Source organism: Parabacteroides merdae ATCC 43184 (assembly GCF_025151215.1).
GTDB lineage: Bacteria > Bacteroidota > Bacteroidia > Bacteroidales > Tannerellaceae > Parabacteroides > Parabacteroides merdae.
In genome coordinates this window covers 183,372-195,878 of record NZ_CP102286.1, presented here as the reverse complement: position 1 = coordinate 195,878, position 12,507 = coordinate 183,372, and the positions used below count along the sequence as shown (strand labels likewise).

Sequence of the window (12,507 nt, the reverse complement as noted above, 5' to 3'; positions counted from 1 at the left end):
TCAAAAGCATGAACATATATAAACAAACAAAAACAGGCAACAGCCAACTTCTTCTCATCTTTTCAGGCTGGGCAGCTTCTCCTGAAGTATTCCGGCAGCTGGAAACGGAACCGGATACGGATCTTTGGATTTGCTATGACTACCGGGGAATGGATTTTGAAGGAGAAGCCCTTTCCGGATACCGGAAAATCCGACTGGTAGCTTGGTCATTAGGTGTATGGGCTGCTTCGGTCATGTTTGGTAAAAAGCCTGTATCTTTCACCGAAGCCATTGCCGTCAACGGGACTCCCTGCCCCGTTCATGACCGGTGGGGTATCCCGGAAACGATCTTCCGGGGAACATTGGATAACGTAACCGAAGAAGGCATGCGACGCTTCAACCGGCGCATGTGCGGCAAACGGGATATTCTGCAAGCCTACGAGCAGATACCGCCTCGTCCGCTCGCCGACATCCGGGAAGAATTGGAGTACCTGTACGCCGAAATAAAGAAAGCCTCACCAGCTTCCGCCTTGTTTAACGGATGGACACAGGCTCTCATCTCCTCCAAAGACCGGATCTTTCCTACCGAGAATCTGCGTGCCTTCTGGCAAGGCCGTTGTCCTATAACCGAGATAGAAGCTCCACACTATCCTTTTTATTTATGGAAACAATGGGACGAAATATGGAAGCAATAGAAACTAAACAGATACATATCCGCTTTACACGTGCTTTGTCCAGCTACGACAACCATGCCGATGCCCAACACCGTATCAGTCGGAAACTCGCTTCTCTCCTCCCTCATCAGGCGAATGTCCGTTACAAACGGATGCTGGAAATTGGCTGTGGCACGGGCGGATTCACCGGAGTGCTGAAACAACAATGCCATATTGACGAATGGATACTGAATGATCTTTGCGAGGACTGCCAGGAAAAGATAGAGCAGCTCTTCCCTGGTTCTCCTCCCCGCTTCATAGCTGGGGATGCCGAAACACTATCCTTTCCCGGCAAGTTTGACCTGATTGCATCCGCCTCTGTTTTCCAGTGGATGAAAGAACCGGAAACATTTCTCCATAAACTGTCGGGACTGCTGATGCAGCAAGGATTACTCCTGTTCAGCACTTTTGTCCCCGGCAATCTGTATGAGATCAAGAAACTGACAGGAAAAGGACTTGTGTACCCGACCTCCGATACACTTGTAGGATGGCTATCCACAGCAGATTTCAATCTGCTGCATCAAGAAGAGGATACGATCGTCCTTACCTTCAAAACCCCACTGGACGTACTGAGACACCTCAAAGCAACGGGCGTCACAGCGACCGGAAACGGCTGTTGGACAAAAGGCCAGCAGGAATCATTCTGCCGGCAATATGTGGAACAGTTCGCGACAACCGACGGCCAAGTGACACTCACATACCGCCCGTTTTATATATTAGCAACCAAAAAATAAAAAAGGATATGAAAGGAACAGTCTTATTTATTACAGGAATCGATACCAATATCGGTAAAACTTTCGCCACCGGCATGATTGCATGCGCATTGGCTGAAAAAGGGAAAAAAGTCATCACCCAGAAAATGATTCAAACGGGTTGCACAGAAGTCTCGGAAGATATCGAAATGCACCGGAAAATACAGGGAATTCCTTTCACTGAAGAGGATAAAGCCGGATTAACTTGTCCTTACATCTTCACCTATCCCTGCTCTCCCCACATGGCTGCGGAGAAAGACGGGAAGACAATCGATCTCTCTGTCATCACCGAGGCAACCCGCCGCCTACAAGAGAAATATGAGTACGTCTTGCTGGAAGGTGCGGGCGGATTGATGGTTCCGAACGATTTTCATTCGCTCGCCATCGATTATGTAAAAGAGCAAGGATACCCGGTTATCCTGGTGACATCCGGCAAATTAGGTAGCATCAACCATACATTATTAAGTCTCTACGCCTGCAAACAATACGGAATTCCGGTCCGAACGGTTGTTTACAATCTTTATCCGCCTACAGACGAACTGATAACCGCCAACACCCTGGAATACCTCACCCAATATCTGGAAAAGGAATTTCCAGAAACTGCCCTTATCACACTTCCGGAAGCAACGGCAGGAGTGGCAGACATAGATATCAGCAGCCTGTTCTAAGCTCCCTCTACCCCTCCTTTTCAAAACACCGGTGTTTTGAATGATGCCTCAGCTTAAACAGACGTCTCTTTACAAGAACAGCCGCTTATCCATCTCTGTTAAAAGAATGATAAGCGGCTGTTTATTCATATATCATTTACTTCACTACTTGAAGAAGAACCTGAAAATGTCGTTTCCGTTCGCATAGATCAGTAAAGCAAACAACAGGAACATCCCGGTAACTTGTGCATATTCGAGGAATTTGTCACTCGGCTTGCGGCGTGCAATCACTTCATAGAGCAGGAACATCACATGCCCGCCGTCCAAAGCCGGAATCGGCAGAATATTCATAAAGGCGAGGATGATAGAAAGGAAAGCCGTTTTCATCCAGAACGAATGCCAATCCCATTCCGCCGGGAACAGACTGCCGATCGTACCGAACCCTCCCAGGCTGGAAGCTCCTTCTTTCGTAAAGACATATTTCATGTCGCTGACATACCCTTTCAGAGTGTTCACACCTAACATAACACCGGCAGGGAAAGATTCGAAGAAACCATATTTACGAGTCACCGTCTGATACATATCAAAAGGCGAAACAGAATAAATACCCATTTTCCCAGCCGTATCCGTATGCAGTGTCAATGTCTGCGGGATACCGGCACGATAAAAACCGACCAATACATCCTTATCCTTATTTTGTGCAAGCACTTCACCTACCTCATAGAAAGAAGGGGTTACGATGCCATTAATAGAAACGATACTGTCTCCCGGTTGCAAACCGGCAACTGCGGCAGGTGATTCGCCACTTTCCGTCTTACCCAATTCGCGCACGACCATCGGGAAACGATAGGAGGCAAATCCTTTCTTATCCCGCATAACGCGCTGTGCCATATCTTCAGGGATGGGAATTACCGTTTCAACACCACCACGCAAAACCGTTACGGTCTGTGCATTGAGTACACGGCGGAAACAATCCTCTCCGAAACGCTCCAACTCCGTATCGTCCGCTTTCAGCAAGATATCGCCATCCTGGAATCCAACGTTATGGAAAGTCTCACTATAATCCATACCCGCCTTCACATTTTTCAACGGCAGGAACGTATCCCCCCAAGTGAACAACACCATCGAATAAATAAACAGCGCCAACAAAAAGTTAAACAACACACCGGCAACCATGATCATCAACCGTTGTCCGGCAGGCTTAGAACGGAACTCATAAGGTTTCGGCGGCTGTGCCATCGCCTCCTTGTCCATACTCTCATCGATCATACCGGATATCTTGCAATAACCTCCCAAAGGAAGCCAGCCGACACCATACTCCGTATCACTGTTTTTAGGCTTAAACTTGAAAATCGAGAACCACGGGTCAAAGAAAAGGTAAAATTTCTCCACCCGAACCTTAAAGATACGAGCAAAGATAAAATGTCCGAATTCGTGGACCAACACCAATATCGATAAACTCAAAATGAGCTGTAGAGCCTTAACTAAAAATGTCTCCATACTTTGTCTCTTGACAATTGACAATGAACAATTGACAATTAAATACCTTCATACTTCTTCTTGTCCCTTGTCCATCCTCAATCGTCTTGTTCTTAATTATTATCTATTATCTTTCTTTATAATATTTTCTCTCCTAACTATCAATTAAAAAATTGCTCCGCAATTTTTCTCGCCTCCGCATCCGTCGCCACATAATCTTCGTAGGTAGGGACAGAGATGAAAGTGGCTTTCGCCATTGTTTTTTCAATCACGTCGCTCATCTGCAAGAAGCCGATCTCGTCACGCAGGAAAGCAGCGACCACTACTTCGTTGGCAGCATTCAAGATACAAGGCATATTACCACCTTTCCTGACTGCATCGAACGCAAACGCCAAGTTACGGAAACGTTCCATATCCGGCTCCTCGAAAGTAAGCGTCGCATATTGAGTGAAGTCCAAACGGGGTGCTTTACTGTGCAACCGCTTGGGATATGAGAAAGCATAGCTGATCGGAAGTTTCATGTCGGGAATCCCCAACTGGGCGATCACCGCACCATCTTCAAACTGAACCATCGAATGGATCACCGACTGCGGATGCACCACGACCTGTATCTGTTCCGGCGTAACCCCGAACAGCCACTTCGCCTCTATCATCTCGAACCCCTTGTTCATCATCGACGCCGAGTCGATCGTGATTTTCGCCCCCATACTCCAGTTGGGATGCTTCAACGCCTGTGCCTTGGTCACAACTGCCAGTTCCTCCATTGTCTTGGTACGGAAAGGGCCGCCGGAAGCCGTCAGCAATATCTTTTCCACTGGGTTCTCCCACTCTCCCGCTAAACACTGGAAAATGGCAGAATGTTCAGAGTCTACAGGCAGGATCGGCACTTTGTGTTCGACAGCCAAAGCCGTGATCAGTTCGCCGGCCACCACCAGCGTCTCTTTGTTTGCCAATGCGATCGCCTTACCGGCTTTGATCGCTGCGATCGTCGGTTTCAGTCCTGCATATCCCACCATTGCCGTCAGCACCATATCGATCGGTTCCGACTGGACGACCTGGGCAATGGCATCCGAACCCGCCCATACCTTGATGGGAAGGTCTTCCAATGCCTCCTTCAGTTCGGGATATTTCTGCTCGTTGGCGATTACCACCACTTCAGGCATATATTTACGTGCCTGATTAATCAGCAGATCCACCTGATTATTGGCAGTAAGAGCATATACTTCAAAAAGGTCAGGATGTTCGCTGACTACTTCCAAAGCCTGCGTTCCGATAGAACCTGTAGAACCTAATATGGCCAAGTTTCTTTTCATGCGTATTAAAATGCTATATATTCTTCGGGATTGACTGGGCCACCTTTATACCACAACTCGAAATGGAGATGGGGACCGGTCGACAATTTCCCCGTATTGCCTACCAGAGCAATGGCCTCTCCCGCGACGACGCGGTCGCCCACCTCTTTCAGCAATAATTCGTTATGTTTATAAATAGATAAAAAACCATTCCTATGCTGCACCTGTATCACATTCCCGGAGTTCGGATCGAAGCCAGCAAAGACCACCGTGCCATCCAACGTAGCCAGCACGCTTTCCTTCGGGGCTGCAACCAAGTCGACACCATAATGCCGGATATTGGCATTATAATGAGAAGAAACCACTCCATCTACAGGCTTGTAGAAAAAGACACCGTCAGTAGGAACCGGATTCGGGTCCAAGACTGCCAAGTTGTATTTCTCCGCCTCTTCAAAATCCTTTACAAACTTCTTTTCCTCCTTCGTTTGAGGAATCTCATAGTCAGGGTTCACTCGTGCCAGCGAATCGATCTCTCGAATCGAATCGATCGGCATCGTCCCCGACAGAATACCCGCCACATTATTCAGATAAAGAGATTGTATCTGGATCATCCTTTCCAACGAATCGGCACGCAAGGCATTCTGCATGATCTCCTTACGAACTTCCACATCCAGATAACCCGGCAGATAGTTCCGTATCGGTGTCTTAATAATGATAAAGGCAGTAAAAGCGATCAGCAAGAAAGCAAACAAGGCCAACATCGCAAATGCGGAAAGCTGTGACAACCGGAAAGACCATACTTCCTCCAGCGTTCCTTCATTGAAGAAAGACAGTTTGTATTTAAACCTAATCCGGTGCCAGAATGATTTCTTATTTGTTCGTCTTTGCTTTTGTGCCATGTGTATTCGTCAATTTCATAAATCCAACAGACCTTCCGGAACGGAAACGGCCAGCGTCTTATTCTCATGATCGGCAGACAAGATCAGTTCCTCGGCGGCAGGCAACAACAGTTCTTCACCGTTATGGTCGATCTGCAAAAGGACATTGATGGTTGACTCGTCGACATCAGTAATCTCGCCAATTTCGCCATGATGTTCGTCTATGACCCGATAACCGATAAAGCTATCCCATGTCATATCTCCCACCAAGTCATCCCTGTCCACTTCATCGAGCGAATAAAAGACTTCGCGGTTGGAAAATTCACGGGCCGCTTTCTCATCGTCCACATTCTTCAACTTCAGAAGGATAACGGTATCCGTCTTATAGCGATACTCCTCGATGAAAAAAGGGACCAGGATCCCATCCATCTCACATATAATATACGGATCGTCCGAATCGTCAAAAACATCGCTGTTTGTAACCAGCGCGATCTCCCCCTTTATGCCGTGAGGTTTGGCAAACTGTCCTATCTTGAAAACATCTTCTTTCTTAATCATGACAAGAATGTTTAAAGTCGGGTAATACGCGCCCCGATGCCGTTCAACCGTTTGTCAATATTCTGATATCCACGGTCTATCTGGTCGATATTATGGATATGGCTGGTACCTTCGGCACTCATCGCCGCAATCAGCAAAGCAATGCCGGCACGAATATCCGGAGAAACCATATTGGAACCACGCAGTTTGAAACGATTGCCCAACCCAATCACAGTCGCCCTGTGCGGATCGCAAAGAATGATCTGCGCTCCCATGTCGATCAGTTTGTCGACAAAGAAGAGACGGCTTTCGAACATCTTCTGATGGATCAGCACACTGCCGACAGCCTGCGTCGCCACAACGAGGAAGACACTCAGCAAGTCCGGCGTCAGTCCCGGCCAGGGAGCATCGGCAATCGTCATAATAGAGCCGTCGATAAACGTCTCGATCTGATAAGAATCGTGTGTCGGGACATGGATATCGTCACCGATTTGTTCGACCGTAATTCCCAGACGACGGAATGAATCGGGAATAATCCCCAACATATCATAGCCTGTATTTTTGATCGTGATGTCGGAACCGGTCATAGCAGCCATTCCGATAAAACTGCCTACTTCGATCATATCCGGCAAGATCGTATGTGTAGTGCCACCCAACGCCTCAACCCCTTCTATTGTCAGCAAATTGGAGCCGACACCCGAAATACGGGCTCCCATACGATTCAGCATGGAAGAAAGTTGTTGCAGATAAGGTTCGCAAGCGGCATTATAAATCGTTGTTTTTCCTTCTGCAAGCACGGCCGCCATCAAGATATTGGCCGTACCGGTCACTGAAGCTTCATCAAGCAGCATATAGGCGCCTTTCAGCTTCTTCGCCTCTATTTCGTAGAGCTGGCGGTCAGGATCATAACTGAAGCAAGCCCCCAGCTTCTGAATACCGACAAAGTGAGTATCCAGACGACGGCGTCCGATCTTATCGCCTCCCGGCTTAGGGATCAAAGCCTTGCCAAAACGGGCAACCAGAGGACCGACTATCATCACCGAACCGCGCAAGGAACCGCTTTTACGCAAAAACTCGTCCGTTTCCAGATAGTTCAAGTCGACAGCATCGGCCTGAAATGTATAGGTATCGGCAGCCGGATGCTCCACCTTCACCTGCATGTCGCGCAGGAGTTGTATCAGGTTATTCACATCCAGGATATCCGGTACATTATGGATTGTCACTTTTTCCGGCGTAAGCAATGTTGCACAAATGACCTGCAAGGCTTCATTCTTTGCGCCCTGCGGAACAATCTCACCGGACAACCGGTAACCGCCTTCTATGACAAATGAACTCATCGGCCTTTACGTGAATAGTTTTTCTTGTTGTTCGTATTGTTGCGAGCGAGTATATCACGGCTTTCCGCCAGCTTATGTACCTCTTCATCCAAGATGATCTGACCTTCCGACAATTCGTCGAGGTCTTTGAATATCTTCCGATCGTCTACGGATTCCTTGTTCCAGGTAAGGAACGATTTCTTCATTTGGGTAGCCAGCAATTTAATCAACTGGTCCTTTTCCACACCCGGTTCGAATTCGGTTGCTTTCTGGATCATTTTCTCAAGCGTCTTGCCGTAATGACGGTAACGTATACGCGAATTGTTATAAGGTATACGCGGAGGACGTGAGTAAAGGTCTTCTTTCTTTACGATCTCGTACGGATAATCGATATCCAATTTGAAGTCGGCCATAATAGCCAGGTGATCCCAGAGAATATGTTTGAAGTCGTTTACATCGCGTAAATGGGGAAACATGTTTCCCATGATGTTGATTATTGTGTCTGCACAGCGTTTACGTTCTTCCCTGTCCTGAATGGTAATGCAATAGTCCACCATATTCTGTATATTGCGTCCATATTCGGGCATAACCAATTTCTTTTCTTCTGTATTATATTTCATTACAAATTCTGTTTATCCGGCAAAGTTACAGATTATAATTGATTTAAACAATACGGCTCCTCCCCCGCAGAGTGTTAAGAAAAGCCTATAAAACCAAGGAGAAAGAAAACCGATTATAATATGTTTGCTTTCCTACTACTATTTTGAAAAGCCAATGAACAAACGTATCAAAACATGGCTGGGCAAATGACTAAAATGACATCGGTCTGCAGATAACTGGTACACTAACTCGTTTCATGCCATCAACTAACTCCAAACACCTCAAGAACTAAATGATAACATATAGCAAAGTATCTATTGGCAGTCACCACCAATTGCCCATATGTAGTACTACCAATTGATGATAGATAGTACTACGTATTCGTGACAAGTAGTACTACATATAAATAATATGCTATATGCCTTGAATTAGTTTACTATGACTTCCGAGATAGTTTATGGTATGTTCCGGATCAGTTGCTTCTTGAGAACGGGCAGAGTCCGGATAGGATCATTTTGCATTTTCCTTACCACTTTGAGAAACAACGCTCCGAATAGGCACAAAAAAAATTAGGGGACAAGGATATTCCCTGCCCCCTAATTGATTTTTAGTCCGTTATTATTTTGAATCTGGTGTCTTACTGAAAATGGCGTGGATACGCTTCATGTCGAACTTAGGGGTACGGTCGTAATAATAAATACCGTTTTGCTCCTGTTCCACATCCGTAAGCTGCGTATAGCAATAGCCCCAAATATCATTTGAGAGAGAGAGCACAGCATCCACCTGGCCTTCCAGACGAGCATAGAACTCTTCCAGGGAACGAGGCGGTTCGCCATATCCCCAGGATGTATTCTGGGCGCTCTCCATCTGCTGCGACGGATTCCATTTGATACCGCCAAACTCATCCACCAAGTAAGGCATGTCCTTCTTGTATTCCGGGAAAGCATACTGGTCGGTATATTTCAGGCCGTTGTAACCGATATTCATCGGCATCAGATGGATTTCCCATTTCGGAGCTTCCATCAGTTTGCCACCGTTATACAGTTTCTCCTTCAACTTGGCGGGGTCCTGTTCGTAATTATGAACGGTCCAGATATCGGTTGCGATATGCGTTCCACCGCTTGCCCCATGGAAAGGACGCGTCGGATCGATCATTTTCGTCAGGTTGTAGAGGTCGTGCATCAAACGCGGATATTGCACACGGTCGGGCCAGAACTCCTCGTTGGTCGGCGTCCAGATCAGGAGTGACGGATGGTTACGGTCGCGCTGCACAATCTCACTCCATTCGGTAATGAAATTACGAGCCGTTTCCGTATCGTTACAATCCATCCCCCAGCTGGAAGCTTCCCCCCAAGTCAGATAACCCATCTTATCCGCCCAATAATAGAAACGTTCTTCGAAAACCTTCTGATGCAGGCGTGCTCCATTGAAACCTGCCTCCATAGAGAGTTCGATATCCCGTTTCAACGCCTCGTCACTCGGAGCCGTCCAGATGCCGTCGGGATAGAAACCTTGGTCGAGCACCAGGCGCTGGTAGTAAGGCTTATTGTTCAGATAAATCTTATTGCCTTCGATATGCACTTTGCGCATACCGGCATAACCATTGACCTCATCAATTATATTTCCATTCTTATCCAATACTTTGTACTCCAAATCATAGAGGAAAGGACTTTCCGGACTCCAGGTCTTCATTTTCTTGACTGGAAGAACCACAGAAGACAGAGAGCTTGCCGAAACCGTCCGGCTGGCAACCACCTTGCCGTTGTCTTTCAATGTCACCTGCAATTTTCCACCTGCTTCCTTATAGAAACGAGGACGGACCACCAATTGCTGCTGGTCGATATCCGTCAGAAGCTGAACCGATTGCAATCCTTCCGGATGGACCGCTTCCATCCAGACCGTCTGCCAGATACCGGTCGTACGGGTGTAGTTGCAGCCATAAGAGGCGTATTGCAGATTCTGTTTGCCGGCTGCTTGTTTGGCCCCACGGACGTCGCTCTCCACATAAACAACCAGACTATGTGTCTGGCCTGACTTTACCAGAGAAGTAATATCCACGGCAAACGAGGAAGTCCCACCGAAATGGCGGCTAGCCAAAACACCATCGATATAGACTTCCGATTTATAGTAGACCGCACCGAAATTAAGCAGAATGTTCTTTCCGTTCCATTCCTGCGGGATCGTGATCGGACGCTGATACCAGAAATGATTGATAAAGTCCGTATATCCAATACCGGACAATTTACTTTCCGGGCAGAAGGGAACAGTGATCTTCTTGTCAAAACCTTTCGATTTATAGAACTCGCGTTCCATTCCTGAACCGCCGAAATCAAACGAGCAGGTCCATTCCCCATTCAGGTTGACCCAACCCGCCCGCTCGAACTGCGGACGGGGATATTCGGGACGCGGCATAGACCAGACAGAGGCCACGCACAGAAAAAGAGATAAAAAAGCTATGCTAATCCGTTTCATGCTTTTACTTTAATTCGTTAATAACTGACTGATTGGCTTTCTTTACAGCAGCTTCGTCGATCTTGATCACTTTGCGGTCGTATGTCATCAGACCGTTCACTTCACCTTCCACATCAGTTGTCTGCGTATAGACAGCGGCAGAGAAACCACGTTTCACATAATCTTTCAGGATATTGGCGTATTTGACATATTCAGCCGTCACTTCGTCGCTGTTCTTAAACTGCACATATCCCCAGTTGCGTTTGTTCCACCACAAATGGTTTTCTACCGGAAGGCCGATTCCACCGTATTCACCCAACACATTCACACGTTTCGGATCGAACAGGAACATATCGGGAGCCGGATAGTTATGCAGATCCAAGATATCACCGCAAGGACGATGGTTGCCGCCGCTTGCCGGGTTCACCAGACGGGAAGGATCGTAAGTCTTTGTCCATTCAGCCGCTTTTTCCGTTTCAAACTGTCCCCATGCTTCGTTGAAAGGAACCCAAACGACTACGGAAGGATTGGATATGCAAAGGTCCATGATCTCTTTCCATTCACGATAATAGTTGGCCTTGGATTCAGGTGTACGTTCATTGTCTTTTCCACCGTTATACACATGGTGATCCCAGATGTAAGAGCCATGATCGCCGCTCGGCATATCCTGCCATACCAAGATACCTTCCTTATCGCAATGATAATACCAGCGTGCCGGTTCCACTTTCACGTGCTTACGGATCATATTGAAGCCCCAATCTTTTGTTTTCTTGATGTCGAACAACAATGCTTCATCTGTCGGAGCCGTATAAAGTCCGTCAGGCCACCATCCCTGGTCCAGCGGGCCGAACTGGAATAAATCCTGATTATTCAACTGCATGCGCATAATGCCGGCAGCATCGCGTTTAGAAGAAATCTTACGGAAAGCCGTATATGATTTTACTTCATCCAGCACCTTTCCGTCTTTCGACAAAGAAACCGTCATATCATACAAATAAGGATTGGACGGGCTCCAAAGTGTCGGGTTTTGTACGGACAAACGCAATTCCTTTCCTTGAACGCCTTTTGCGGAAGCCACAACCTGGCCTTTGTCCAACAATTTCACGGTTACGATACCGGAATTGCAGTCGCAGGAAGTTCCGACCGTCACATTCAACGTATTATTGTCAATATTGGAAATAGACTTTACCGAAGTCACATGGGCAGCAGCTACCGGTTCCAACCATACTGTCTGCCAGATACCGGTTACTGGTGTGTACCAAATGCCTTCCGGACGGGAAGTTTGTTTACCGCGCGGTTGATATCCCTTATCACTAGGATCCCATACACGGACAACCAGCTTCTGGTTGTTCTTTCCTGTCAGATACGGAGTGATGTTGAAGGAGAACGGAGTGAAACCGCCTTTATGAGAACCGATCAGGATGTCGTTTACAAACACGTCCGCTTTCCAATCCACCGCACCGAAATTTAACATGATGTCCTTATTTTTCCAGGCTGAAGGAACGGAAAAAGTACGCTTATACCATAATTCGCTGTTTTCGCCAACTTCTTTCTGTACGCCAGACAGAGAGGATTCGACAGCAAAAGGAACCAAAATCTTACCATCGAATGTTGCCGGTTCTACATCGCCAACCGGTTTGATGGCATATTCCCATTCCCCGTTCAGATTTTGCCAATCGCCACGTTCCAACTGAGGACGGGGATATTCAGGAAGGACATTCGCCGGATTTACCTGTTCCGACCACGGTGTCTTGATCTTATCTCCTACCGGTTTCCATTGAGCCTGTGCACCCAAGGCCAGTGCCAATGCACAACATACAAATAAGGTCTTTTTCATGATTTATACTTTATGATTTGTGAATG

The 12,507-nt window shown here is 47.1% G+C and carries 11 protein-coding genes; 3 read left to right on the top strand and 8 right to left on the bottom strand.

What is annotated here, in order from left to right; genetic code table 11:
* Positions 1 to 8 precede the first annotated feature (8 nt).
* The 3 genes from NQ542_RS00720 to bioD are packed head-to-tail and all read left to right on the top strand — an operon-like array spanning position 9 to position 2,112.
* Positions 9 to 674: a DUF452 family protein gene (locus NQ542_RS00720; RefSeq protein ID WP_005641359.1), complete on the top strand. Its 666-nt coding sequence runs from the start codon at positions 9 to 11 to the stop codon at positions 672 to 674.
* Positions 662 to 1,426, top strand: coding sequence for a malonyl-ACP O-methyltransferase BioC (bioC, locus tag NQ542_RS00715; RefSeq protein ID WP_005641360.1), 765 nt, complete (start codon positions 662 to 664; stop codon positions 1,424 to 1,426). Before NQ542_RS00720 ends, bioC begins: the two co-directional genes overlap by 13 nt.
* An 8-nt stretch (positions 1,427 to 1,434) precedes the next feature.
* The gene (gene bioD / locus NQ542_RS00710; RefSeq protein ID WP_005641361.1) at positions 1,435 to 2,112 is read left to right on the top strand and encodes a dethiobiotin synthase; all 678 of its coding nucleotides are present in this window, start codon (positions 1,435 to 1,437) and stop codon (positions 2,110 to 2,112) included.
* 144 nt (positions 2,113 to 2,256) lie between these two features.
* On the opposite strand, the gene rseP is transcribed toward bioD, so the two are convergent.
* The 8 genes from rseP to NQ542_RS00670 form a co-directional block, all read right to left on the bottom strand.
* Positions 2,257 to 3,591, bottom strand: a complete 1,335-nt coding sequence (gene rseP, locus NQ542_RS00705; RefSeq protein WP_005641362.1) for an RIP metalloprotease RseP — start codon at positions 3,589 to 3,591, stop codon at positions 2,257 to 2,259.
* 140 nt (positions 3,592 to 3,731) lie between these two features.
* Positions 3,732 to 4,883, bottom strand: coding sequence for a 1-deoxy-D-xylulose-5-phosphate reductoisomerase (locus tag NQ542_RS00700; RefSeq protein WP_005641363.1), 1,152 nt, complete (start codon positions 4,881 to 4,883; stop codon positions 3,732 to 3,734).
* A gap of 5 nt (positions 4,884 to 4,888) precedes the next feature.
* Entirely contained in the window at positions 4,889 to 5,761 is an 873-nt protein-coding gene (locus tag NQ542_RS00695; RefSeq protein ID WP_005641364.1) for a M23 family metallopeptidase, read from the bottom strand.
* A 15-nt stretch (positions 5,762 to 5,776) separates the two neighbouring features.
* A complete protein-coding gene (gene rimM, locus NQ542_RS00690) occupies positions 5,777 to 6,298 on the bottom strand; it encodes a ribosome maturation factor RimM (RefSeq protein ID WP_005641365.1) in 522 nt (173 codons plus the stop codon).
* Between the two features lie 11 nt (positions 6,299 to 6,309).
* A complete protein-coding gene (gene murA / locus NQ542_RS00685; protein ID WP_005641366.1) occupies positions 6,310 to 7,614 on the bottom strand; it encodes a UDP-N-acetylglucosamine 1-carboxyvinyltransferase in 1,305 nt (434 codons plus the stop codon).
* Positions 7,611 to 8,213, bottom strand: coding sequence for a DUF4290 domain-containing protein (locus NQ542_RS00680; RefSeq protein ID WP_005641367.1), 603 nt, complete (start codon positions 8,211 to 8,213; stop codon positions 7,611 to 7,613). The genes murA and NQ542_RS00680 overlap by 4 nt, the downstream gene beginning before the upstream one ends.
* 598 nt (positions 8,214 to 8,811) lie before the next feature.
* Complete coding sequence (locus tag NQ542_RS00675) at positions 8,812 to 10,665, bottom strand: glycoside hydrolase family 2 protein (protein ID WP_005651134.1); 1,854 nt, start codon at positions 10,663 to 10,665, stop codon at positions 8,812 to 8,814.
* A 4-nt stretch (positions 10,666 to 10,669) separates the two neighbouring features.
* Positions 10,670 to 12,481: a glycoside hydrolase family 2 protein gene (locus NQ542_RS00670; RefSeq protein ID WP_005641372.1), complete on the bottom strand. Its 1,812-nt coding sequence runs from the start codon at positions 12,479 to 12,481 to the stop codon at positions 10,670 to 10,672.
* Positions 12,482 to 12,507: the final 26 nt, after the last annotated feature.